General features: G+C 64.1%; 20 protein-coding genes and 1 pseudogene. 15 read left to right on the top strand and 6 right to left on the bottom strand.

The genetic code is table 11. The features are described 5' to 3' along the window. The first annotated feature begins 38 nt into the window (after positions 1–38). The 4 genes and pseudogenes from AC1RR3_RS24040 (at position 39) to AC1RR3_RS24025 (ending at position 2928) form a co-directional block, all read left to right on the top strand. Positions 39–1101: pseudogene (locus AC1RR3_RS24040) on the top strand (amidohydrolase family protein). Between the two features lie 15 nt (positions 1102–1116). Next, positions 1117–2229, top strand: a complete 1113-nt coding sequence (locus AC1RR3_RS24035) for an amidohydrolase family protein (protein WP_492825573.1) — start codon at positions 1117–1119, stop codon at positions 2227–2229. Between the two features lie 5 nt (positions 2230–2234). After that, the gene (locus AC1RR3_RS24030) at positions 2235–2648 is read left to right on the top strand and encodes a Rieske (2Fe-2S) protein (protein WP_456676879.1); all 414 of its coding nucleotides are present in this window, start codon (positions 2235–2237) and stop codon (positions 2646–2648) included. Between the two features lie 73 nt (positions 2649–2721). Beyond that, positions 2722–2928 (top strand): hypothetical protein, encoded by a 207-nt coding sequence (locus AC1RR3_RS24025; RefSeq protein ID WP_008145196.1) that lies wholly within the window; start codon positions 2722–2724, stop codon positions 2926–2928. Between the two features lie 246 nt (positions 2929–3174). On the opposite strand, the gene AC1RR3_RS24020 is transcribed toward AC1RR3_RS24025, so the two are convergent. Further along, positions 3175–4020 carry an SDR family NAD(P)-dependent oxidoreductase gene (locus AC1RR3_RS24020; protein ID WP_492825572.1) on the bottom strand — a complete coding sequence of 282 codons (846 nt, stop codon included), beginning with the start codon at positions 4018–4020 and terminating at the stop codon, positions 3175–3177. 185 nt (positions 4021–4205) lie between these two features. Between AC1RR3_RS24020 and AC1RR3_RS24015 the strand changes: the two genes are divergently transcribed. The 4 genes from AC1RR3_RS24015 (at position 4206) to AC1RR3_RS24000 (ending at position 9507) form a co-directional block, all read left to right on the top strand. Continuing rightward, the gene (locus AC1RR3_RS24015; RefSeq protein ID WP_492825571.1) at positions 4206–5702 is read left to right on the top strand and encodes an aldehyde dehydrogenase family protein; all 1497 of its coding nucleotides are present in this window, start codon (positions 4206–4208) and stop codon (positions 5700–5702) included. A 121-nt stretch (positions 5703–5823) separates the two neighbouring features. Continuing rightward, a complete protein-coding gene (locus AC1RR3_RS24010) occupies positions 5824–6951 on the top strand; it encodes an alkene reductase (protein ID WP_492825570.1) in 1128 nt (375 codons plus the stop codon). A 131-nt stretch (positions 6952–7082) separates the two neighbouring features. Further along, entirely contained in the window at positions 7083–7586 is a 504-nt protein-coding gene (locus AC1RR3_RS24005) for a GFA family protein (protein WP_492825569.1), read from the top strand. A gap of 259 nt (positions 7587–7845) precedes the next feature. Further along, on the top strand, positions 7846–9507 hold the full coding sequence (locus tag AC1RR3_RS24000) for a thiamine pyrophosphate-binding protein (protein ID WP_492825568.1): 1662 nt from the start codon (positions 7846–7848) through the stop codon (positions 9505–9507). Between the two features lie 274 nt (positions 9508–9781). Here the strand turns inward: AC1RR3_RS24000 and AC1RR3_RS23995 are convergent, their stop codons facing one another. Then, positions 9782–11161: an LLM class flavin-dependent oxidoreductase gene (locus AC1RR3_RS23995; protein WP_492825567.1), complete on the bottom strand. Its 1380-nt coding sequence runs from the start codon at positions 11159–11161 to the stop codon at positions 9782–9784. Between the two features lie 261 nt (positions 11162–11422). Between AC1RR3_RS23995 and AC1RR3_RS23990 the strand changes: the two genes are divergently transcribed. The 6 genes from AC1RR3_RS23990 to AC1RR3_RS23965 all read left to right on the top strand — a co-directional run bounded on the left by AC1RR3_RS23990 (position 11423) and on the right by AC1RR3_RS23965 (position 17169). Further along, positions 11423–12808 (top strand): M20 family metallopeptidase, encoded by a 1386-nt coding sequence (locus tag AC1RR3_RS23990; RefSeq protein ID WP_492825566.1) that lies wholly within the window; start codon positions 11423–11425, stop codon positions 12806–12808. A gap of 100 nt (positions 12809–12908) precedes the next feature. After that, positions 12909–13820 carry an amino acid ABC transporter substrate-binding protein gene (locus tag AC1RR3_RS23985; protein ID WP_492825565.1) on the top strand — a complete coding sequence of 304 codons (912 nt, stop codon included), beginning with the start codon at positions 12909–12911 and terminating at the stop codon, positions 13818–13820. Positions 13821–13949: 129 nt separating this feature from the next. Further along, positions 13950–14681: an amino acid ABC transporter permease gene (locus tag AC1RR3_RS23980; RefSeq protein ID WP_492825564.1), complete on the top strand. Its 732-nt coding sequence runs from the start codon at positions 13950–13952 to the stop codon at positions 14679–14681. 4 nt (positions 14682–14685) lie between these two features. Beyond that, positions 14686–15378, top strand: a complete 693-nt coding sequence (locus tag AC1RR3_RS23975) for an amino acid ABC transporter permease (RefSeq protein ID WP_492825563.1) — start codon at positions 14686–14688, stop codon at positions 15376–15378. Positions 15379–15390: 12 nt separating this feature from the next. Continuing rightward, entirely contained in the window at positions 15391–16122 is a 732-nt protein-coding gene (locus AC1RR3_RS23970; protein ID WP_008144654.1) for an amino acid ABC transporter ATP-binding protein, read from the top strand. A 186-nt stretch (positions 16123–16308) separates the two neighbouring features. Continuing rightward, positions 16309–17169: a D-amino-acid transaminase gene (locus AC1RR3_RS23965; RefSeq protein ID WP_492825562.1), complete on the top strand. Its 861-nt coding sequence runs from the start codon at positions 16309–16311 to the stop codon at positions 17167–17169. A 184-nt stretch (positions 17170–17353) separates the two neighbouring features. Here AC1RR3_RS23965 and AC1RR3_RS23960 read toward each other — a convergent pair whose 3' ends face one another. The 3 genes from AC1RR3_RS23960 to AC1RR3_RS23950 form a co-directional block, all read right to left on the bottom strand. Then, positions 17354–17815: a carboxymuconolactone decarboxylase family protein gene (locus AC1RR3_RS23960; RefSeq protein WP_492825561.1), complete on the bottom strand. Its 462-nt coding sequence runs from the start codon at positions 17813–17815 to the stop codon at positions 17354–17356. A gap of 29 nt (positions 17816–17844) precedes the next feature. Beyond that, entirely contained in the window at positions 17845–19452 is a 1608-nt protein-coding gene (locus AC1RR3_RS23955; RefSeq protein WP_492825560.1) for an MDR family MFS transporter, read from the bottom strand. 117 nt (positions 19453–19569) lie between these two features. Beyond that, entirely contained in the window at positions 19570–20751 is a 1182-nt protein-coding gene (locus AC1RR3_RS23950; RefSeq protein WP_492825559.1) for an HlyD family secretion protein, read from the bottom strand. 280 nt (positions 20752–21031) lie between these two features. Between AC1RR3_RS23950 and AC1RR3_RS23945 the strand changes: the two genes are divergently transcribed. Next, a complete protein-coding gene (locus AC1RR3_RS23945; protein ID WP_492825558.1) occupies positions 21032–21940 on the top strand; it encodes a LysR family transcriptional regulator in 909 nt (302 codons plus the stop codon). A gap of 128 nt (positions 21941–22068) precedes the next feature. Here the strand turns inward: AC1RR3_RS23945 and iaaH are convergent, their stop codons facing one another. After that, the gene (gene iaaH / locus AC1RR3_RS23940) at positions 22069–23490 is read right to left on the bottom strand and encodes an indoleacetamide hydrolase (RefSeq protein WP_492825557.1); all 1422 of its coding nucleotides are present in this window, start codon (positions 23488–23490) and stop codon (positions 22069–22071) included. Positions 23491–23540 lie beyond the last annotated feature (50 nt).

The raw sequence follows: 23540 nt of genomic DNA, 5'->3' as shown, positions 1-23540 counted from the left end.
ACAAGAACGCCGCCAATAAGATTGCGCGAGGAAGCTCCATGGCGGTGACGCGGATCGACTGCGACATCCATCCGGCGGTTGGTGGCACCCGCACGACGCTGCTTCCCTATCTCAACGATCACTGGAAAGAGCAGGTGATGAGCCGCGCCATCGACGGGCTCGACCTCACGAGCTATCCGCCGAGCATGCCGCTCACCGGCCGCGCCGATTGGCGGCCGGCCAATGGCGCCAAGCCCGGCTCCGATCTCGCGATGGTTCAGAAGGGCGCGTTCGATCAACTGGGCGCCAGTCACGCCATCCTCAACGTGCTCTATGGCGCGCAGGCCGTGTTCGATGCCTATATGGCCGCCGATTTCTGCAAGGCCATCAACGACTGGATCGCCGCCGAATGGCTCTCGCGCGATTCGCGCCTGCGCGCGTCAATCGTGGTGCCGATGCAGGACCCTGATCTCGCGATCGAAGAGATCGAGCGCCGCGCCGGCGACAATCGTTTCGTCTCCATCCTGGTGCTGGCGCAAGGCGAGACGCTGCTGGGGAGGCGGCATTTCTGGCCGGTCTACCGGCTCGCTGAAAAATACCAGCTGCCGCTCGCGATCCACGCCGGCACGCAATATCGGCAGGCGCCGAGCTCGGCCGGCTGGCCCTCGCATCGCTATGAATATTATTTCGTCGAGGCGCAGGCGTTTCAGGCGCAGATTCTGAGCCTGATTTATGAGGGTGTGTTCGGCAAATTTCCTGATCTCAAGGTCGTGCTGATGGAGTCGGGTGTGAGCTGGCTGCCGGCCTTCATGTGGCGCGCCAACAAGACCTGGCGCGGCGTGCGCGTCGAGGTGCCATGGGTCGAGCGTGAGCCGGCCGCGATCATCCGCGACAATTTTCGCGTTACCATGCAGCCGTTCGACGCCCCGGGGGACGCGAGAAGCGTCGAAGAGATCATCGACCAGATCGGCTCGGAAAAGATGTTCCTGTTCGCGTCCGACTATCCGCACTGGCAATTCGACGGCGACGATCCGATCCCGCCGAACCTGCCGAAGAGCTTGATCGCGAAGATGTGCGTCGACAACCCCACTGGAGACGTTTCCGCGGTTGTCGATCAACTAGTCATTGGAGGATCGCATGAGCGACGTCATCGACCGCCCGCTGCGCGACGACGAGAAGCCTGCCGCGAGCCGGCTGCGCATCGTTGATTGCGATGTGCATCCGAGCCTGCGCTCGACTGACGATCTCAACGAATTCCTGCCGAAACGCTGGCAGCAGCATCTGAAGGAATATGGCAGCCATCTGCGCACGCCCTATCTCTTCACCACGCCCTATCCGCGCTCCTCGCCGCTGATCGCGCGGCGCGACGCCTGGCCGCCGACAGGCGGGCCGCCGGGTTCCGATCTGGCCTTCATGCAGAAGCAGCATCTCGATCCCCTCGACGTCGAGTTCGGCATTTTGCAGGTGCTCGATCTCTTCATCTTCTCGCAGCAGAATCTGGAATTCGGTGCGGCGATCCAGCGGGCCATCAACGACTGGCAGCTGGCATTCTGGTCGCACCGCGATCCCCGCCTCAAGGCCTCGATCCTGGTCGGACAGGACGGCGTGGATCTTGCCATCGCCGAGATCGAGCGCTGCGCCAAAATCGGCGAGTACATCCAGATCAACGTCTCGCCGCGCGCCAACGAGCCGCTCGGCCGACGCCGCTACTGGCCGATCTACGAACGCGCGCAGGAGCTGGATCTGCCGCTCGGTATCCATGTCGGCGGCTATGGTGGCCACGCGCCGACCGGCGGCGGCTGGCCATCTTATTATGTCGAGGAGCATCAGTCCAATGCGCACACCATCGCGGCGCAGCTTGCGAGCCTCGTCATCGAGGGCGTGCCGGAGCGGTTTCCGAAACAGAAGTTCGTCTTCATCGAGGGCGGCTTCGGCTGGATTCCGTCGGCGGTGTGGCGCATGGACCAGCATTTCGAGCGGTTCCGCAGCGAGGTGCCGCATCTGAAGCGCAAGCCATCCGAATATGTCCGCGAAAACTTCTGGTTCACGACGCAGCCGATCGACGAGCCGGACGAGGCGCGGCATCTGCGGTCGCTGATCGAATGGGTCGGCATCGACCGGCTGTTGTTCTCGTCGGACTATCCGCATTGGGATTTTGACGATCCGCGCTTCGCCTTCAAGACCCCGCTCACCGAGGCCGAGCGGAAGAAGATCTTCAGCACCAATGCCCGCGCGGTCTACAAGTTCTGATTCACATGGCCCGTCACATCGTCGCGTCCACCTCGGAGATCCCGCCCGGCGGCAACAAGGTCGTCGATATCGCCGGCCGCGATATCGTCGTGTTCCACGTCAACGGCGAGTTCTTCGCGCTGTTGAACCGCTGCCCGCATGAGGGCGCGCCACTGGAGAAAGCCGCCTGCGTGGCGCGGCTGACCTCGCCCGAACCGGGCGTCTATGAGAGGTCGCGCGTCGGCGAGATGCTGCGCTGTCCCTGGCACGGCTGGGAATTCGACATGCGCAATGGCCAGTCCTGGTTCGACCCGAAACGCGTCAAGATCAGGTCATATCCGGTCGCGGTGGAGCGCGGCGAGGAACTGCAGAAGGGCCCGTATGTTGCCGAGACGTTTCCGGTGCATGTCGAGGACAGTTATGTGATTGTCGAGGTCTGAACCGGCATTGCCGATTGAGATTCGAACGCAGGTGCGATATGGCTCTCGCGCTTTCCAGAGGCGGAGATGAGCTTTGTCGAAACAATCCCTGCGTGAGGAGGCCGAGCGCCTGATCCGCGAATCGATGGAAAAGAAGACCATCGTCGTCAAGCAGGGCGCAACCCGCATCGAGGCCGTCTGCGGCAAGTGCGGCGCGCCGAATCGGGTCCAGGCGGAAAAGGGCCAGACCCGCGTCAAATTCGCCTGCAAGAATTGCGGGCACCAGCAAGAGACGCTGTGAGCTTCCTCACCTCTCCCCGCCCTTCTGCGGGGAGAGGTCGGATCGCCCCCGGGCGATGCGAAGCATCGTCCGGCGCGATCCGGGTGAGGGGCAGGGCACTGAGTCGCCGCAACAAAAGTCTCACCGACTCCGCGGTCGCGTGCTACGAAATCCCCTCAATAATTCAGACCAAGTTTGCGGAGGCAGCCCCTCACCCCACCCTCTCCCCGTAAGAACGGGGCGAGGGAGTGAGAGAGCGGTGCTTGCCTAACTCCCCTTCACGAACCTCGCGAATGCATCGGCATAATCCGGATGCCAGCGCGACAGCGGCGGGCGGTTCCCGACGATGTCGCCGACGGCCCACAGCATGCGTTTCTCGTCGAGCGTGCGCGGCACGTCGTTATCCGGGCACAGGATGTAGAAGTCGCCGGCCTCCAGCCGCGCGAGCATGAAGTCCACGGTCTGCTCCGCTGTCCAGGCGCCGGCCGGCTTCTCGGTGCGTCCCTTTGCGGTCAGCCCGGTGAACACGAAGCCGGGAATGAGCAGATGCGCGGTGATGTGACAGTCTTTCGTATTGCGCAACTCATGCTGGAGCGCCTCGGTGAAAGCCTTCACGCCGGCCTTGGAGACATTGTAGGCGGGATCGCCCGGCGGCGTGGTGATACCCTGCTTCGACCCGGTGTTGATGATGAGGCCGCATTTGCCGCGCGCGATCATGTCGGGCGCGAAGATGCGCGAGCCGTTGATGATGCCCCACATGTTGACGGCGATGATGCGCTGCCAGTTGTCGGGCTCGCCGAACAGCGTGCTGCCGGGCTGGATGCCGGCATTGTTCATGAGCAGGTCTGTGCCGCCGAAATGCGCGCCCACCGCGCGTTCCAGTTCCTTGACGCTCTCAGCCCGGCCGACATCGACGGCGAAGGTCATCACATGTGTGGCCGGAGCGATGGATGACAGTTTTGTGGCGGCCTCCGCCAGTCGCGCCTCATCGACATCGGCGATGCACACCTTCATGCCGGCGCGCGCGAAGGCTGCGGCGGCGGCAAATCCGATGCCGGACGCGCCACCCGTGATCACGGCAACATTGTTTTTGACGATGGCGGGGTGCGGCATGGTTCGTCTCCGGGCAGAGGGCTTGGTCGAGCTATAACATGGCGCTGGCGCGACCCTGCACAAGTCGGCATGGGAGGTCTTCGTTCCACGCCGCCTTTACGCCTCTCCGCCACCGCTGTATTCTGCTCGACCTAACGGTCCCACCGAGATCGAACCCAATCAATGACCTGACAGGGAGTGCAGCCATGGCTGTGTCGCAGGCTATTCCGATCACGCGCCACCCGTTCGCAAACGGGTCCTACAAGCAGATGTTGATCGACGGGAAGTGGGTCGATGCCGTCTCCGGCAAGCGCTTCGAGAGCCGCAATCCCGCCACGGGCGAGTTGCTCGCAACCGTCGCCGAGGGCGACAAAGAAGATATCGACCGTGCGGTTGCCGCCGCTCGCCGGGCCTTCGAAGGTCCGTGGAGCAAGGTCAAGCCGTTCGAGCGGCAGAACCTGCTCTTGAAGCTTGCCGACCTCGTCGAGAAGAATTTCGACGAATTGTCGCAGCTCGACACGCTCGACATGGGCGCGCCGCTCAGCCGCACCCGCGCCTATCGCCTCCGTGCCGTCGGCATGCTGCGCTACTATGCCGGTCAAACCACCGCGATCCACGGCGAGACCATCGAGAACTCGCTCCCCGGCGAGATCTTCTCCTACACACTGAAGGAGCCGATCGGCGTCGTCGGCGCCATCATTCCGTGGAACGGCCCGCTCACCGCGACGATCTGGAAGATCGGCCCGGCGATCGCGACCGGCTGCACCGTGGTGCTTAAGCCCGCCGAAGAGGCGCCGCTGACCTCGCTGCGTATCGCGGAGCTCGCGATGGAAGCCGGCATCCCGCCCGGCGTCGTCAACGTCGTGCCCGGCTATGGCGAGACCGCGGGTGCTGCGCTTGCCTCGCACCATGACGTCGACAAGGTCGCCTTCACCGGCTCGCATGTCACGGGACAGTCGATCATTCGCGCCTCGGCCGGCAACCTCAAACGCGTCTCGCTCGAGCTCGGCGGCAAGTCGCCGGACATCGTGTTTGCGGATGCGGATCTCGATGCCGCAGTTCCCGGCGCCGCGATGGCAGTGTTCGCCAATTTGGGCCAGATCTGCAGCGCCGGCACCCGACTGTTCGTCGAGCAGTCGATCTACGAAGAATTCGTCGGCCGCGTTGCCGAGTTCGGCAAGAAGCTGCAAGTCGGCAACGGCCTCGATCCCAACGTGCAGATCGGCCCGCTGGTGTCCGAGCAGCAGCTCGAGCGTGTCACCGGCTATCTCGACATCGGCCAGAAGGAGGGCGCGCGGGCGCTCGCCGGTGGCGGCCGCGTCACCGAGGGTGCGCTGTCAAAGGGCTTCTTCGTCTCGCCGACGGTGTTCGCGGGCGTCCAGGACAGCATGCGCATCGCGCAGGAGGAGATCTTTGGTCCCGTCATCTCCGCGATCGCATTCAAGGACATGGACGAGCTGGTCAAGCGCGCCAACAACACCACGTTCGGCCTCGGCTCGGGCTTGTGGACGCGCGACGTCAGCAAGGCCCATGCGGTGGCGAAGAGCCTGCGCGCCGGCTCGGTATGGGTGAATTGCTACCAGGCAATGGACCCGGCCGTGCCGTTCGGCGGCTACAAGATGAGCGGCTATGGCCGCGAGTCCGGCAAGCAGCATGTCGAGGAATATCTCAACGTGAAGGCCGTCTGGATCAAGACGGCGTAAGGCCTGTTCTCTCCCCCGCGTTCCGCGGGAGGGAATATCTGCTTTTGGAGGGGCGGCACCTTTTCCGGTGACCGCCCCTCGCTATATGATCCGCATCCTTCCATAGCCAGTCGGTGTCAGCATGAAATTCGAGGCGTTGTTCAAACCGTTGCAGGTCGGCCCTTACAAGCTCGCGCATCGTGTCGCGATGGCGCCGCTGACGCGCATGCGCGCCGAGCGCGAGAGCTTTTCGCCGCGGCCGCTCAACGCCGAATATTACGGCCAGCGCGCAACAAAGGGCGGCCTGCTGATCGCCGAAGCCTCGCCGGTGCTCTCGCACGGCCGCGGCAATCCGGCGACGCCCGGCATCTATTCGGAGGCGCAGATCGCCGGCTGGCGCAAGGTAACGGATGCCGTGCACGCCAAGGGCGGCATCATCTTCCTCCAGCTCTGGCATGTCGGGCGCGTCTCGCATTCCTCCTTCCACGGCGGTGAGCTGCCGGTCTCGGCCTCGGCGATTGCGATCAAGGCTGAAGGCATGAAGGCGATGACGGCCGACGGCAAGATTGCCGATTACGAGACGCCGCGCGCGCTGGAGACCGACGAGGTCAAGGGCATCGTCGAGGCCTTCAGGCAGGGCGCCAAGAACGCGCTTGCCGCCGGCTTCGACGGCGTCGAGATCCACGGCGCCAATGGTTATCTGCTCGAGCAATTCCTGCAATCGCGCAGCAACCATCGCACCGATCAATATGGCGGGTCGATCGAGAACCGCGCGCGGCTGCTGCTCGAAGTGACGCAGGCCGCGATCGACGTTTGGGGCGCCAACCGCGTCGCGGTGCGGCTGTCGCCCCACGGCATCGCGAATGATTCCGGCGAGCCTGATCCGATGCCGCTGTATACGCATGTGGTGAAGGCACTCGACAAGCTCGGCCTTGCCTATCTGCACTTCATCGAGCCGCGCTCCAGCGGCGCAGGCCGCGCCGACGTCAATTGGCAGAACGTGCCCTCGGCGATGGTGCTGTTCCGTCCGCACTACAACGGCGTGCTGATGACCGCTGGTGGTTTTGTTGGCGAGACCGCGAATGCCGCGATCGCCGACGGCCATGCCGACATCATCGCCTTCGGCCGCATCTTCATCTCCAACCCCGATCTGCCGCGGCGCCTCGAGCACGATTATCCGATCACGCCGTACAACCGCGCGACGTTCTATGGCGGCGAGGAGAAGGGGTATACGGATTATCCGGCGTATGATGAGCTGACGCCGGCATAACCGATGTCGTAGCTCCGACGAACCCACAAACTCCGTCATTGCGAGCGCAGCGAAGCAATCCAGAATCTTTCCGTCGAGGTAGTCTGGATTGCTTCGCTGCGCTCGCAATGACGACGGAGAGAGAAACGCCCATGGCCAAAGCCGCAGCTGCCGCAGGAATTGCCACCGGCCAGTGCCTGTGCGGCAAGGTCACCTTCGAGATCGACGTCCCCGCGCGCTGGGCCTGGCACGATCATTCCGCGGCCAGTCGCCGCGCCCATGGGGCGGCCTATGCGACCTATGTCGGCAGCTGGAAGAAGCGCTTTCGCATCGTCTCGGGCAAGACCGCACTCACCCGCTATGAGGACAAGGCCACCAGGACCACGCGCAGCTTCTGCTCGCATTGCGGCACGCCGATCGCCTATGAGCGCCCGCGCGGGCCGCACATGGTCAATATCCCCCGAGCGCTGTTCAAGGAACGCACCGGCCGCCAGCCGCTCTATCACATCGCGATCGAGGAGCTGCAGGAATGGGCCTATACCGGCGAGCCGCTGGTGCCGCTGAAGGGCTTTCCCGGCGTGGTCTGGCAGCGCTCGAAAAAGAAGAAGCGGGCGAGCGGAGAGAATCCGTTTGAGCTCGGACGGGAGGAGATGTAGCCCTTGCTGTTCGCTCCGCTCTCGTGTCCCGGACGCGCTGCAGCGTGAAACGCTGCTGCGCAGAGCCGGGACCCATGCGTCAGCGAGCTCGGTGCGAATCTGGGTCCCGGCTCTGCGTCGCACCGCTGCGCGCTGCGCCGCGTCCGGGACACGAGAGCTTCCACGCAACGCAGCCATGACCGCGCTTCCTTGCGCGCCTCCCGCAACTTCGGCCATCATGCTTTCAGTCCTTGCGGCAACGCCCGCTCCTGGAGGAAACATGAAGAACAAGATCACCGGCCGCTCCGCCTTTCTCGCGCTGCTCAAGGACGAGGGCATCACGCATCTGTTCGGCAATCCCGGCACCACCGAATTGCCGATCATGCATGCGCTGAAGGACCATCCCGACCTCACCTATGTGATGGCGATGCAGGAGAGCCTGGTGGTGGCGATCGCCGACGGCTACAGCCGCGCCTCCGGCAAGCTCGTCGCCTGCAACGTCCATGTCGCGCCGGGCCTCGGCAACGCGATGGGCTCGCTCTACAACGCGCAGTTCACGGGAACGCCGATGATCTTGACCGCAGGCCAGCAAGAGCAGGGCCATGGCCTGATGGAGCCGGTGCTGTACGGCCCGCTGGTGCGCATGGCCGAGCCGCTGGTGAAATGGGCGGTCGAGGTGACGCGGCTGGAGGATCTGCCGCGCATCGTGCGCCGCGCCGCCAAGGTGGCGATGACGCCACCGACCGGGCCGGTGTTCATCTCGCTGCCCGGCGACATCCTCAACAGCGAAGCCGGGATCGATCTCGGCCGCTCCACCCGCATCGACGCGCGCGTAAAGCCGTCGGATGAGGCGCTGAAGGCCTTTGCCGCGCGGCTGCTCAAGGCCGAGCGTCCCGTCATCGTCACCATGGACGAGGTGGTGAAGAGCGATGCGCTGAAGGAGGCCGCCGAACTCGCCGGGCTTTTGGGCGCCGCCGCCTATCAATCCTCGACGCCCTATGGCTCGCACTTCCTCTCGGAGAGCCCGAGCTTCGTCGGCACGCTGGCGCGCGTGCAGAAGGTCGCGCGCGATACGCTCGCGCCCTACGATCTCCTGGTCGCGCTCGGCGGCGATCCCTTGCGGATGTCGGTCTATAGCGAGGTCGACGCGCTGCCTGATGGCCTTGGCATCGTGCAGGTCGGTCTCGTCGATTGGGAGATCGCCAAGAATTACGGCGCCGAGATCGCGCTGAAGGCGGACGTCAAGGAAACGCTGCGTGCGCTGATTCCGGTGCTGAAGGAGATGGGCGGTGCGGCATTGGCGAGCCGCGCCAAGCAGCGTCTCGCCGAACTTGCGCCGAAGAACTGGATCGCGCGGCGCGCCGCGCTGGTCGAACAGATCGGCAAGAGCGCGGGCCGCAGCCCCATCGATCCGGATTTTCTGGTGCTGCAAATGGTCGAGGCGATGCCCGATAACGCCATCCTCGTTGACGAGGGCCTCACCTCCAGCCGCCAGATCACGGCGCTGCGTCCGCACCGCGACCGCTATGGCTATCACGGCCTTGCCTCCGGCGGCATCGGCTGGGGCCTGCCGGCCTCGGTCGGCGCCAGCATCGCCAATCCGGATCGGCCGGTGGTGTGTTTCTCCGGCGACGGCAGCGCGATGTATTCAATCCAGTCGCTGTGGACGGCGGCGCATCACAAGCTGCCGCTCAACGTCGTCATCGCCAACAATGGCGGCTACCGCATCATCAAGCAGCGCTTGCTCGCCTTTCACGGTGACGACAATTATGTCGGCATGGACTTTGTCGATCCACCCGTGGATTTCGCCGGCGTCGCCAAGGCGCTCGGCTGCGAGGCGCTCAAGATCAGCGATCCCGGCGAGCTGAAGGCGGCGCTGGCGTCCGCGTTCAATCGGCCGGGGACGAAGCTGATCGAGGTGATGGTGGACGGGAAGGTGTAGGCACGTTCACCGCCGTCATTGCGAGGAGCGTAGCGACGAAGCAATCCAGACTGTTTCCGCGGAGGGATTCTGGATTGCTTCGCTTCGCTCGCAATGACGGAGAGGTTGCATCAGGCTTAAAACTCTCACCGTCACCCTGAGGTGCCGGAGCGAAGCGGAGGCCTCGAAGGGCGACGGCCCGGCTGCATCGGGGCCGTTCATCCTTCGAGGCTCCCGGCACGATGCTGCGCATCGTGCCACTCGCGCCTCAGGATGACGGGACCCGAAACGAACGCTACCCCGTCTTCCCCACCCGATACCCCGCCGCCGGATGCGGCGCGCCAAGCCGCGCACGGCCGTCGCCGAACAGCTTCTCGCGCAGCGTGCCCTGCGCGTATTCCGGCTTGTACCGCCCGCGCTTCGTCAGCTCCGGCACCAGCATGTCGGCGATATCCTCGAAATCGCCGGGCGAGATCGCGAACGCGACGTTGAGGCCGTCGACGTCGGTCTTCTCGAACCAATCCTCGATCTTGTCAGCGACGCTCTCGGGCGTGCCGACCACGACGGGGCCGGCGCCGCCGATGCCGACATGCTCGATGACGTCCCGCACGGTCCAGACGCGGTCGGGGTCGCCGCGGGTGACGTTGTCGAGTGCGCTCCGGCCGGCATCGTTCTGGACGTGACGGACCTGCTGGTCGAGCTCGTAGCCGGAGAAGTCGATGCCGGTCCATCCCGACATCAGCGCCAGCGCGCCTTCGGCGCTGATATGCGACCGGTAGTCGACATATTTCGCCGCGGCTTCCGCTTCGGTGTTGCCGAGGATGATCGTCATCATGTTGAACATCAGGATCTCGGCCGGGTTGCGGCCGAACTTGGCGGCTTCCTGCCGGATCGCGGAGACGCGCGGCGCAATGATCTTGGCTGACGGTCCCGACATGAACACGCATTCGGCATGCTTGGCCGCGAACTGCCGGCCGCGCGGCGAGGTGCCGGCCTGGTACAGCACGGGCGTGCGCTGCGGTGACGGCTCGCTGAGGTGGATGGTGTTGTTGATGCGATAGTTCGCGCCCTCATGGTTGACGCGATGAACCTTTGTGGGATCGGTGAAGATGCCGCGCTTGCGGTCGCGCAGCACGGCATCGTCCTCCCAGCTGCCTTCCCACAGCTTGTAGACGACCTCCATATATTCGTCGGCGATGTCGTAGCGGTCGTCATGCCCGGTCTGCTTGTCCTTGCCGGCGCCGCGCGCGGCGCTGTCGAGATAGCCGGTCACGACATTCCAGCCGATGCGTCCCTCGGTGAGGTGATCGAGCGTGGACATCCGCCGCGCGAACGGATAGGGCGGCTCGAAGGAGAGATTGCTGGTGACGCCGAAACCCAGATTCTTGGTCACGGCGGCCATGGCCGAGAGCAGCAGCAACGGCTCGTTCGACGGCGTCTGTGCTGCACTGCGCAAGGCTGCGTCGGGGCTGTTGCCATAGACGTCGTAGACACCGAGCACGTCAGCCAGGAACAGCCCGTCGAAACGGCCGCGCTCGAGCGTCCTGGCAAGGTCGATCCAGTAGGGCAGGCGGTTATACTCGGCGGTGCGATCGCGCGGATGGGTCCACAGGCCCGGTGATTGGTGTGCGACACAATTCATCGCAAAGGCGTTGAGCCTGATCTGTTTCGCCATGATGGTCCCCCGGCGCTCTGTACTGAGCGCTCTTCGAATGATAGACGTGCGCCCCAACTTGGCGAAGTTCTTGCATATAACTTGCGCTTGGCAAGGCCAAAATCAGCGGTGCTGCTGCCCTTGGCAAGCCAATCTCAAGCGAGCAAGAACGAAATCCCAAGAGAACTACAAGAGAAGTACAAGAACTATCCAAGTCCCCGCCACTTTCGAAGGCCACCCTGTCTCGGGTAGGGTCCTTCCTCGAAGTCCGAAAAGCAAATCATGACCAGAGCCGACGCCATCGCCCGCGCCCGGGACGACTTCAAATCCGGTGCGTTCCTCGCTGAACTCGACCGCCGCGTCGCCTTCAAGACCGAGAGCCAGAATCCCTCGCGTGGACCTGAGCTGCGCGCCTATCTGGAGCAGGAGATGCAGCCGGCTTTTGCCGCGCTCGATTTCACCAGCCGCATCGTCGAATCCCCCAGCGGCAAGGCGCCGTTCCTGTTCGCCGAGCATATCGAAAGCACATCCGCGCCGACCGTGCTGGTCTACGGCCATGGCGATGTCGTCGACGGCATGGAGGGCGAGTGGCGCGACGGCCGCGATCCCTGGCGCACCACGGTTGCGGGCGCGCGCCTCTATGGCCGCGGCACCGCCGACAACAAGGGCCAGCACAGCATCAACATGGCGGCACTCCGCGCGGTGCGCGAGGCCCGTGGCGGCAAGCTCGGCTTCAATGCAAAATTCATCGTTGAGATGGGCGAGGAGATCGGCTCGCCCGATCTCGGCAAGGTCTGCGATCTCAATCGCGACGCGCTGAAGGCCGATCTGTTCATGGCGTCCGACGGGCCGCGTCTGTCAGCAGATCGCCCGACACTGTTCCTCGGCTGTCGCGGCGGCATCCGCATCCATCTGGATGTGAATTTGCGCGATGGTGGCCATCATTCCGGCAATTGGGGCGGCGTGCTCGCCAATCCCGCGACCATTCTGGTCAACGCGATCTCGACACTGGTCGACGGCCACGGCCGTCTCCAGCTCGATGCCTTGAAGCCGCCGCGGCTCACCAACCAGATCCGCAGCTATCTTGCCGATGTGCAGGTCGTCCCGACCGCGGACGAGCCGGCGCTCGCGGAGAATTGGGGCGAGGAAGGTCTGTCGGCGGCCGAGCGGCTCTACGCCTGGAACACGCTCGAAGTGCTGGCCATGTCGGCGGGCAATATCGAGAAGCCCGCGAACGCCATTCCCGGCCACGCCAATGCCGTGCTGCAACTGCGTTTCGTGGTGGGCACCAAGGTCGACGGCCTGGTCGACGCCGTCCGCGCGCATTTGGTCCAGAAGGGTTTTCCGATGGTCGAGGTGCGGGCCGCGCAGAGCTTTGCCGCCTCGCGCACCGATTTCGACAGCCCCTGGATCACATGGGCGGCGGATTCGGTGCAAGCGACCACCGGCAAGCCGCCCGCAGTGCTGCCGAATTTCGGTGGCTCGCTGCCCAACGACGTGTTTTCGGAGATCCTGGGCTTGCCGACGATCTGGGTCCCGCACTCCTATCCCGGCTGCTCCCAGCATGCGCCCAATGAGCACATCCTGCTGCCTTTGACCGAAGAGGCCTTGACGGTGATGGCCGGCCTGTTCTGGGATCTCGGGGAATTGCCGAGGCCACTCGGCTGAGCCATTCATCTGGGCCGCAATCCAGCCGAAAGTCACATTCTAATCCGGCCCAATCTGTGCTTGCATCCGGGCCGCATCATCCTGAAAGGGGACCAAAAAAGTGAAACATTTCCGTCACATCGGGCTCGCGCTCGTCGCGACCTTCGCCGTCAGCCAGGCAGGGGCCGAGGAGCTGACCGGCACGCTGAAGAACATCAAGGACACCGGCGCGATTACGCTGGGCTTCCGCGACTCCTCGATCCCGTTCTCTTATCTCGACGACAACCAGAAGCCCGTCGGGTTCGCGATGGACATCTGCTACAAGATCGTCGACGCCGTGAAGAAGGAGCTCAAGCTCGACAAGCTCGAGGTCAAGCTTAACCCGGTGACCTCGGCGACCCGTATCCCGTTGATGGCCAACGGCACCATCGACCTCGAATGCGGCTCGACCACCAACAATGCCGAGCGCCAGAAGCAGGTCGCCTTCACCAACACCCACTTCCTGACCGCCAGCCGTTACGTGTTCAAGAAGTCGAGCGGCCTGAAGTCGATCGATGATCTCAAGGGCAAGACGGTGGTCTCCACCGCCGGCACCACCAACATCAAGCAGCTCACCGAGGCCAACGTCGCGAAGGGCCTCGGCGCCAACATCATCCCGGCCAAGGACCATGCCGAGTCCTTCCTGATGGTCGAGACCGACCGCGCGGTCGCCTTCGTGATGGACGACATTCTGCTCGCGAGCCTCGTTGCCGGTTCGAAGTCGCCGGACGACTACGTCATCTCCAAGGACGCGTTCTCGAAGCCCGAGCCCTACGGCATCATGCTGCGCAAGGACGACGCGCCGTTCAAGAAGGTGGTCGATGCCGCGACCGCGGCACTCTACACCTCCGGCGAAGGCCAGAAGATCTACGAGAAGTGGTTCACCCAGAAGATCCCGCCGAAGGGCCTGAACCTCAACAGCCCGATCTCGGCCGAGCTGAAGAACGAGTTCGCCAAGCCCACGGACTCGCCGAACCCGGACGACTATAAGTAAGATGAGTTATTCGCCTCTCCCCGCACGCGGGGAGAGGGAAGACATTCCGGCCATTCTGGAGGGAGAGTGGCCGGACATTTGCATAGGCGCCCGGGACATATCTAATTGGCGCGTTCGCGCGGGGGACACGTGAACTACCACTGGAACTGGGGAATATTCTTCGAGCCGAACCCGATGGGGACCGGCACCTATCTCGACATGCTGTTGTCGGGACTGGCGCTGACCCTGAAGACGGCGGTGCTCGCCTGGATCATCGCGCTGGTCTTCGGCTCGATCGTCGGCGTCATGCGTACGCTGCCCTCCAGGGGCGCGTACTGGTTCGGCTTCTGCTGGGTCGAGTTCTTCCGCAACATGCCGCTGCTGGTGCAGCTCTTCCTGTGGTTCTTCGTGCTGCCGGAATTGCTGCCGAAAGCCGCCGGCACCTGGCTGAAGCAACTGCCCAACGCACCGTTCTGGACGGCTGCGATCGGCGTCGGATTCTTCATGTCGGCGCGCGTCGCCGTGCAATTGCAGGCCGGCATCGGCTCGCTGCCGCGCGGGCAGAAGATGGCGGCAACCGCGCTCGGCCTGACGACAATGCAAGGCTACCGCTACGTGCTGCTGCCGATGGCGTTCCGCATCATCCTGCCGCCGCTGACCTCCGAGTTCCTCAACACCATCAAGAACACGGCGGTCGCCATCACCATCGGCCTGCTCGAGCTGACCGGGCAGGCGCGCTCGATGCAGGAATTCTCGTTCCAGGTGTTCGAGGCCTTCAGCGCCGCGACCCTGATCTATCTCCTCGTCAACGCCGTTGTCGTGACCTCGATGCGCTTCCTTGAGCGCTACGTCGCGATCCCCGGCTACATCACGGGGAAATAGCGCCATGTTTTCCAATCTCGATTTCGACGTCATCCGCCGCGCGCTGCCCTATCTGTTCTACGAAGGCATGACGTTCACGCTGACCCTGACGGCGCTCGCCGGCCTCGGCGGCCTGATCTTCGGCACGGCGATCGCGCTAATGCGGCTGTCCGGCTACAAGGTGCTCGGCCGCATCGCGGGCATCTATGTCGACTTCATGCGCTCGCTGCCGCTGGTGCTGGTCATCTTCTGGTTCTACTTCCTGGTGCCCTATATCGGGCAATGGATAACCGGCGCGTCGCGTCCGATCAGCGTCGGCGCGTTCGCCTCTTCGCTCATCACCTTCATCATGTTCGAGGCGGCCTACTTCTCCGAGATCATGCGTGCCGGCATCCAGTCGATCTCGCGCGGTCAGCCGGCCGCCGCCAATGCGCTCGGCCTGACCTACGCCCAGACCATGCGCTACGTCGTGCTGCCGCAGGCGTTCCGCAACATGCTGCCGGTGCTGCTGACGCAGACCATCGTGCTGTTCCAGGACACCTCGCTGGTCTACGTGCTCTCGATCCCGGACTTCCTCGGCGCGGCCAGCAAGGTGGCGCAGCGCGACGGCCGTCTGGTCGAGATGTATCTGTTTGCCGCCGTCGTCTACTTCACCATTTCCTGTGTTGCGTCCTTTGGCGTGCGTCGCCTCCAGGCGCGCATCGCCATCATTCGATAGAGCGTGTCGGTCATGATCGAAATCAGCCACGTCAACAAATGGTACAGCCCGACCTTCCAGGTGCTGACCGACTGCACCACCAGTGTCACCAAGGGCGAGGTCGTCGTGGTCTGCGGCCCCTCGGGCTCGGGCAAGTCGACGCTGATCAAATGCGTCAATGCGCTGGAGCCGTTCCAGGAGGGCGACATCAGCGTCGACGGCACCAAGGTCAACGATCCCAAGACCAATCTGCCGAAGCTGCGCTCGCGCGTCGGCATGGTGTTCCAGCACTTCGAGCTGTTTCCGCATCTCAAGATCATCGATAACCTTTGTCTCGCGCAGCAGAAGGTGCTCGATCGGTCGCGCGACAAGGCGGTGGCGAAAGCTGAGCAACTGCTGGAGCGCGTCGGCCTGAAGGAGCAGGCGCAGAAATTCCCGGCGCAGCTCTCCGGTGGCCAGCAGCAGCGCGTTGCGATCGCACGCGCGCTCGCGATGGATCCGATCGTGATGCTGTTCGACGAGCCGACCTCGGCGCTCGACCCGGAAATGGTGAGCGAAGTGCTCGACGTCATGGTCGACCTCGCTCATGAGGGCATGACCATGATGGTCGTGACCCACGAGATGGGCTTTGCCCGCAAGGTCGCCAACCGCGTCATCTTCATGGACCGCGGCGAGATCGTCGAGGACGCGGACAAGGAGGACTTCTTCGGCAAGCCGCGCAGCGACCGCGCGCAGAAGTTCTTGTCGAAGATTCTGTCGCATTAACCACCGCCGTCATTCCGGGACGCGGCCTCTTGGCGCGGGCCCGGAATCCATAGCCACGAGCCGGGGTTATAGATTCCGGGCCCATTCGCTGCGCGCCGCCCCAAAATGAGGGGTTGTGGGTTTCGGGACCCAAACAAATCCCGTATACGAACAGGCAAATCCCTTCCCCTCCCCAGGAGACCTGCCTTGGACTCGATCGCCTACGTCAACGGCTCATTCGTCCCGCTCTCGGACGCCAAAATCTCGGTGCTCGACCGCGGCTTCCTGTTCGCCGACGGCATCTACGAGGTCTCGGCGGTGCTGGACGGCAAGCTGGTCGACAACGCCTCGCATCTGGCGCGGCTGGAGCGGTCGGTCGGCGAGATCAAGTTGGCACTGCCGGAGACGGTCGCGCGCATCACCGAGATCCAGAAGGAGCTGATCGCGCGCAACAAGGTCACAAGTGGCCTCGTCTATCTCCAGGTCACGCGCGGCGCCGACAAGGGCCGCGACTTTCCGTTCCCCAAGGGTGACGTCAAGTCGAGCCTGGTGATGTTCACGTCCGAAAAGGACATCATCGGCTCGGCGGCGGCGAAGACCGGCATCAACGTGATCACCGTGCCCGACATTCGCTGGGAACGCCGCGACATCAAGAGCGTGGCGCTGCTGGCCCAGGTGCTGGCGAAGCAGGCCGCGGCGGAAGCCGGTGCCGGCGAGGCCTGGATGCTGCAGGATGGCTACGTCACCGAGGGCGGCTCGTCCACGGCGTTCATCCTGACCAAGGACGACGTCATCGTCACCCGCCAGAATTCCAACGCGATCTTGCCCGGCTGTACCCGCAAGGCCGTGATCGCGCTCGCGGAAGAGCGCCAGCTCCGCGTCGAGGAGCGCTCCTTCACCGTCGCCGAGGCGCTCGCCGCCAAGGAAGCCTTCATCACCTCGGCGTCGTCGTTCGTGCAGCCGGTGGTCGCACTCGATGGCAAGACGATCGGCGACGGCAAGCCCGGCCCGGTGGCGACGCGGCTCCGCGAGATCTATGTGGAGTTCGCCAAGGCGACGGCGGTTTAGCCACAGCCACCGCTGTCATCGCCCGCGATAATACTCCGCTGTCATCGCCCGGCTTGACCGGGCGATCCAGTACTCTGTGACAGGAATGCTTGAATCGAGAAGCCGCGGCGTACTGGATGCCTCGGTCAAGCCGGGGCATGACAGTTGAAGGTGTTGAGGCAGCGTGGCCTCCATGCGCTGCCGCCTACGCCACCGACGCCTTCACCTTCACCGGATGCACCGCGCGGAATGCGATCGCAATTCTGTTCCAGGCATTGATGGCCCCGATCAGCATGGTCAGGTTCACCGTCTCGGCGTCCGAGAATTGCGCGCGGACCTGTTCGTAGACGTCGTCCGGCGCATGCGTGTCGGAGATCAGCGTCACCGACTCGGTCCAGGCCAGAGCGGCGCGCTCGCGGTCGGTATAGAGCGGGGATTCGCGCCAGGCGTTGAGCAGATAGATGCGCTGTTCGGTTTCGCCGCGCTTGCGGGCGTCCTCGGTGTGCATGTTGATGCAGAAGGCGCAGCCGTTGATCTGCGACGCCCGGATCTTGACCAGCTCGATCAGCGATTTCTCCAGACCCGTCGACTGGATCTGCTCTTCCAGCGCCATCAGCGCCTTCATCGTGTCGGGGGCGGCCTGGTAGAAATTCATGCGGGGTTTCATGGTCGGTCTCCTTGCTTGCTGGGGTGATCTCAGTGGGCTCCGCCGGCCGAGACATGGCCGGGCTTCTTCAGGAACAGGACGGCGGCGAGCGCCACGATCAGCGCCATGCCGAGCAGATAGAATGTGTCGCTGAAGGCGAAGATGTAGGCCTGCTTCTGCACGGTATGTCCGATCGCGACATAGGCGCGATGCGCGGCGTCCGCACGGTCGAGGACGCCGTGGTTGACGAAATATTGCGTGAGCTGTTCCAGCCGGTTGCGGGTCGCCTGCTCGAACACCGAGACCGACTGCATCAGCACGTTGGAGTGATACTGCTCGCGCTTGGTCAGCACGGTCTGGAGCAGCGCGATGCCGACGGCGCCGCCGAGATTGCGCATCATGTTGAAGAGGCCGGAGGCCGAGCCTGCATTCTCCGCCTCGATGCCGGCGGTCGCCACAGCCGACAGCGGTGCCATCACCAGCGCCTGGCCGATCGCGCGCACGACATTGGGCCACAGCAGCTGGTCGGCGGCGTAGTCGTTGGTCATGGTGATGTTCATGAAGTTCGAAGCCGAGAACAGCACGAAGCCGACGCCGATGATAATGCGTGCGTCGAATTTCTGCATCAGGCGCGGCACCAGCGGGATCAGCAGGAGCTGCGGCAGGCCGGTCCATGCCAGCACCATGCCGATCTGCTCGGCATTGTAACCCTGGATGCGCGCCAGATATTGCGGCAGGATGAACACCGAGCCGTACAGCGCGACGCCGAGCAGGAAGTTCGCGAGCATGCCGAAGCCGAAATTGCGGCGGACCAGCAGGCGCAGGTTGAGCAGCGGCTTCTTCACGGTGAGCTCGATGATCAGGAACGCGGTCAGCGCCACGGCCGCGATCACCGACAGCTTGACGATGAAGGGTGAGCCGAACCAGTCGTCCTTGTTGCCTTCCTCCAGCACGGTCTGGAGCGCAGACAGGCCGATCGCCATGGTGATGATGCCGGCCCAGTCGCCTTCGCGCAGCAGCGCCAGCTTCATCGGCTTGGCGTCGAGCGCGTACCAGAGCATGCCGACCATGATCGCGCCGGGGACGAGGTTGACGTAGAAGATGTACTGCCAGCCGAAATTCTCGGTGAGATAGCCGCCGATGGTCGGGCCGATCGCCGGGGCAAACGTCGCCGACAGCGCGAACAGCGCAAGGCCGACGGGTTGCTTGGCGCGCGGCAGCAGCGTGATGATCAGCGTGAAGGCCATCGGGATCAGCACGCCGCCGGTAAAACCCTGGACGGCGCGCAGCACGATCATCTGCGGCAGGTCCTGCGCCAGCGCGCAGGCGGCCGACAGAACCAGGAAAAGGATCGCATTGGTGAGAAGATAGATCCGGACGGAGAACACTTGCGCAAGCCAGCCGGACAGCGGGATCACCACGATCTCGGCGATCAGATAGGAGGTCGAGATCCAGCCGCCGTCGTCGATGCCGGCGCCGATCGCGCCCTGGACATCGGCGAGCGAGGCGTTGACGATCTGGATATTCAGCACCGCCATGAAGGCGCCGAGCGTGGCGCCGATCACGGCGATCCAGGTCTTGGCCGAGATGGCGGGCGTTGCGGGAGCGGGGACGTTGGCGGCGGAAGCGGCGTTGACGGTCGGTTGGAGCGTGCTCATGGAAGCCTCGTCTCGGGTATGGAGACAGGATGCATTAGGCAGTTGATTTAGATCATCGAGGAAGTCCTGGAAGGATCATCCGGCAGGACTTCATAATCCTGCCGAACCTTCCCGGCTTCAGCCGCCGTTCGGGCGGGAGGCGTTGTCGGCGAGGCGCTTGGCCGTCTCGCGTTCGGCCAGCACGGTCTGCTTGGTGTCGACGGTCGGCACCGCCGACATGCCGGGCCGCAACAGGCCGGTCAGGCTGTGGTCGTCGAGCACGATCTTCACCGGGACGCGCTGCACGATCTTGGTGAAATTGCCGGTGGCGTTGTCAGGCGGCAGCAGCGCGAATTCGAGTCCGCTCGCCGGTGACAGGCTGTCGACATGACCGCGCAGGGTCTGGCTGTGGAAGCTGTCGACATGGAGTTCGACCGGCTGGCCCGGACGAACATGGGTGAGTTGCGTCTCCTTGAAGTTGGCAACGACATAGACAGCGTCGAGCGGCACCACCGCCATCAATTGCGTACCGGCCTGCACGTACTGGCCGACGCGCAAGCTGCGGGCGCCGACCGTGCCGTCCACCGGCGCGGTGATCTCGGTATAGGACAGGTTCAGCTGCGCCTGGTCTGCGACCGCACGGGCGCGTGCGAGCTGGGCTGTAGCCTGGGCGCGCTGGGTGGTGAGCACATCGACCTTGCGCCGGGCGGCGATGAGGCCGGATTTTGCGTGCTGCAATTGCGCGTTGCTGGCGCGGAGCGCAGCGTCGGTCTGCTGTGCGCGCTGAATCGTGCCGGAACCCGACTTCATGAGGTCGTCATAGCGGGCGCGCTCTTCCTGCGCGAATTTCAGATTGGCATCGGCAGCAGCGACGTCGGCCGTGCTCTGCTCGATGACCGGCTGTTGCAGCTCGAGCTGGGCGTCGATGTTGCGCACCGAGGCTTCGCCGGCGGCGACGTCGGCGCGGGCCTGGTCGAGTGCCGCCTTGAAGTCACGGTCGTCGATCTTCGCCAGCGCCTGGCCCGCTCTGACCTTCTCGTTGTCACCGACCAGCACCTTGGCGATATAGCCCGAGACCTTCGGGGCGATGATCGTGGAGTCTGCCTTCACATAGGCGTCGTCGGTGGTCTCGAGAAAGCGGCCGCTGGTCCAGTAGTCGTGGCCGTAATAAACAATCGTTGCCGTGCCTGCGAGGAGCGCGAGCACCAATGCCGCGCGCCGAACCAGATTCCGGGCAGGGACAGCCGCCGGCGCCTTGGGGTAATCATGAGCGATTTCAGTTGCTTGCTGGAATTTTTCGGTTCGGGGCATCTCGGACATGGCAGTCTCCTATCGGCTGGCTGAGACTATCGTTCTTGCTGGGCTGAGTGATAATCGGCAAAATTCGGGAAGGATTATCCATCAGGGGCGGATAGTCGAAGGCATCGCCTCGGCTTGGATCGGGTCTACCGGATCAGGTCCGGGACTGCCCCAGAGCGATTGCCGCGTCTGTCGCGCGATTGCTGTTAACGCATGCGCCCAGTCGCACGGGAGATGATCTGATGGATAATCGGTGCGACTTCCTTGCGATTGTCGATCAACAGCGGATAATCAGGCAGCCATGGATCGATTGACCAGCCTCGAAGTGTTCAGCCGGGTGGTCGAGACCGGCGGCTTCTCCGCGGCAGCCCGCAAGCTCAACATGTCGACCACCATGGTGAGCAACCATGTCCAGGCTCTGGAGGATCGGCTTGGGGTGAGGCTGCTTCAGCGCACCACGCGCAAGGTCAACCTGACCGAGATCGGCAAGGCCTATTACGATCGCTGTGTCCAGATTCTCGCCGATATCGAACAGGCCGACGACATCGCGGGCGAACTGCAATCGACGCCGCGCGGGACGCTGCGCATCCACACCGCCACCCATATGGTGCCGTTCGTGGCGCCAGTGATGGCGGAATTCCTTGCGACCTATCCGGAGGTCAAGGTCGATCTGCGTATGGGCGAGACCAATGTCGATCTGATCGAGGAAGGTTTCGATCTCGCGCTGCGCATGATCGCGCCGCCGGATTCGAGCCTGATCGTGCGGAGCCTTGCGACCTGGCGGCACGTGCTGTGCTGCTCGCACGCCTATATCGAGGCGCATGGCCGCGTACAGACGCTCGAAGAGCTCGCCGGGCACAATTGCGTGCGCCACATCAACTATCCCTTCGACGAGTGGCGCTTCTTCGATCGCAAGGGCACGCCGGCCTCGGTGCGCGTGTCCGGCAACCTGATCACTAACAGCGGCGAAGCGCTGCGCGAGGCCGCGCTACAGGGCGCAGGCATCAGCCTCGCCGCCGGTTTTCTGGTCGGCGACGATCTCGATGCCGGCCGGCTGGTGCGCCTTCTGCCGGAATACCGGCCGGTCGAAATGTCGATGAACGCGGTCTATCCACACAAACATCATCTGTCGGCGAAGGTGAGGACCTTCATCGACATGCTGGTGGAGCACAGCGCCGAACAGCAGAAGCTGATCAATCCGTATTCGTGAGACGCTGATCCTCATCCTGAGGAGCGCGCCCTTGCGCGCGTCTCGAAGGATGAAGGCCCGTGGCCTCGCCCTTCGAGACGCTTGCTTCGCAAGCTCCTCAGGGTGAGGAGATAGATATCTGCTTGCCTCTAGCGAGATGGCGGCGGCAAGCGACCAAACACAGTCTCCAGCGCCATGCCGATCGCGAGCAAGCGGCGATCGCTGCCCGCGGGGCCGTCGAGCTCCAGTCCGACCGGAAGCTTGCTCGTAGCGCCAAGCGCGATCGGAATCTGGATGCCGGGAATGCCGGCATTGCTGCCGGGATCGGTGTTTTGGATGAACAGGCCGAAATTCTCGAGGCTGCTGGACTCCGGATTGGAGGCAATGGCGACACACGGCGTGGTCGGGAAGGCGATGGCATCGAGCCGGTTGTCGGCGAAAGTCCTGCTATACAGCGCCTGAAGCGCGGGGCGCGCAGTCTTGATCGCGGCGTCATAGATCGGCTTGGCGTCGACCAGCGTGCCATCGGGGCCGGGCAGTTTGCGCGGGATCACCAGGCCATCATAGGTGCCCTTGACGTCGGCGCTGGAGATGTCCTGCGCCAGCGCCTCGATGCTGAGGCCGGTGCCGGTATGCGCGAGATATGCGACCAGATCGTCATAGGCCTCGTACAGCGCGACGGGAAAGCTGACCTGGCCGTTGATTTCAGCCAGTTGCGGCATCTCGATCTCGACGATCGTGACGCCCAGCGCCTTCATTTTCGCGACGGCTGCCTGGAACGCGGCGTCGGTGTCGGCATCAAGATTGGCCAGCATCGTCTTCACGATGCCGATGCGCACCTGCTTCAAATCAGACGGCACGACTTCGTCGCCACCCGCGATAACATGGTCGAGCAGAGCGACATCGGCCATGGTCGCGGCCATGGGCCCCGCGGTGTCGCGGGTGTGCGAGATCGGCGCGATGCCGTCTTGCGGATAGCGGCCGACGGTCGGGCGCAGCGAGGCGCATCCGTTCAGCGCAGCCGGCACCCGGACCGATCCCCCGGTGTCGGTGCCGAGCCCGCCCGCGACGATCCGCGCGCCGAGCGCGGCGCCCGTGCCGGATGAGGAGCCGCCGGCGATCAGGGCGCGGTCATAGGCATTGCGCACGCCGAACTCCGCGCCGGTCTTGAAGGCGGTGTTGTAGCCGGAGATGCCGAAGGCAAGCTCGTGCATGCTGGTCTTGCCGATGATGACGGCGCCTGCGGCCCGCAGTTTCGCGGCAACCGGCGCGTCGGCCTTTGGAACGTAGTCCTTCAGCGCCGGCGTGCCAGCGCTACAGGGCAGTCCCGCGACCTCGATATTGTCCTTGATCACGATGGGCACGCCGCCGAGCGGTTTTGTCTTGTCGCCCGTCGCGTCGAATGCGGCTGCGGCTTTCAGGGCGCCGGCCTCGTCCAGGGTGACGAAGGCATTGAGGTCGGCATGGGCTTTGGCGCGGGCAAGCGCTTCCGTCGTGAGTGCGATGCTCGTCACTTTGCCGGCGCGAAGGTCGGCCGCAGCCTGGGTCAGGGTCAACGGGTCGAAATCCATGATGCGTCACCTGATTGCAGAGGCGCCAACAGGGCGCTCCTCAAAGTCCG

Source organism: Bradyrhizobium sp. GW821-FHT13H05 (assembly GCF_058804065.1).
The sequence above is the reverse complement of the archived record's forward strand: the minus strand, read 5'-3'. Positions and strand labels throughout refer to the sequence as shown.

Excerpts from the sequence above, each read along its gene's own strand:
- AC1RR3_RS24035 (WP_492825573.1), top strand. The coding sequence starts at position 1,117 with ATGAGCGACGTCATCGACCGCCCGCTGCGCGACGACGAGAAGCCTGCC.
- AC1RR3_RS24030 (WP_456676879.1), top strand. The coding sequence starts at position 2,235 with ATGGCCCGTCACATCGTCGCGTCCACCTCGGAGATCCCGCCCGGCGGC.
- AC1RR3_RS24020 (WP_492825572.1), bottom strand. The coding sequence starts at position 4,020 with ATGCCGCACCCCGCCATCGTCAAAAACAATGTTGCCGTGATCACGGGT.
- AC1RR3_RS24015 (WP_492825571.1), top strand. The coding sequence starts at position 4,206 with ATGGCTGTGTCGCAGGCTATTCCGATCACGCGCCACCCGTTCGCAAAC.
- AC1RR3_RS24010 (WP_492825570.1), top strand. The coding sequence starts at position 5,824 with ATGAAATTCGAGGCGTTGTTCAAACCGTTGCAGGTCGGCCCTTACAAG.
- AC1RR3_RS24005 (WP_492825569.1), top strand. The coding sequence starts at position 7,083 with ATGGCCAAAGCCGCAGCTGCCGCAGGAATTGCCACCGGCCAGTGCCTG.
- AC1RR3_RS24000 (WP_492825568.1), top strand. The coding sequence starts at position 7,846 with ATGAAGAACAAGATCACCGGCCGCTCCGCCTTTCTCGCGCTGCTCAAG.
- AC1RR3_RS23995 (WP_492825567.1), bottom strand. The coding sequence starts at position 11,161 with ATGGCGAAACAGATCAGGCTCAACGCCTTTGCGATGAATTGTGTCGCA.
- AC1RR3_RS23990 (WP_492825566.1), top strand. The coding sequence starts at position 11,423 with ATGACCAGAGCCGACGCCATCGCCCGCGCCCGGGACGACTTCAAATCC.
- AC1RR3_RS23975 (WP_492825563.1), top strand. The coding sequence starts at position 14,686 with ATGTTTTCCAATCTCGATTTCGACGTCATCCGCCGCGCGCTGCCCTAT.
- AC1RR3_RS23970 (WP_008144654.1), top strand. The coding sequence starts at position 15,391 with ATGATCGAAATCAGCCACGTCAACAAATGGTACAGCCCGACCTTCCAG.
- AC1RR3_RS23960 (WP_492825561.1), bottom strand. The coding sequence starts at position 17,815 with ATGAAACCCCGCATGAATTTCTACCAGGCCGCCCCCGACACGATGAAG.
- AC1RR3_RS23955 (WP_492825560.1), bottom strand. The coding sequence starts at position 19,452 with ATGAGCACGCTCCAACCGACCGTCAACGCCGCTTCCGCCGCCAACGTC.
- AC1RR3_RS23950 (WP_492825559.1), bottom strand. The coding sequence starts at position 20,751 with ATGTCCGAGATGCCCCGAACCGAAAAATTCCAGCAAGCAACTGAAATC.
- AC1RR3_RS23945 (WP_492825558.1), top strand. The coding sequence starts at position 21,032 with ATGGATCGATTGACCAGCCTCGAAGTGTTCAGCCGGGTGGTCGAGACC.
- iaaH (WP_492825557.1), bottom strand. The coding sequence starts at position 23,490 with ATGGATTTCGACCCGTTGACCCTGACCCAGGCTGCGGCCGACCTTCGC.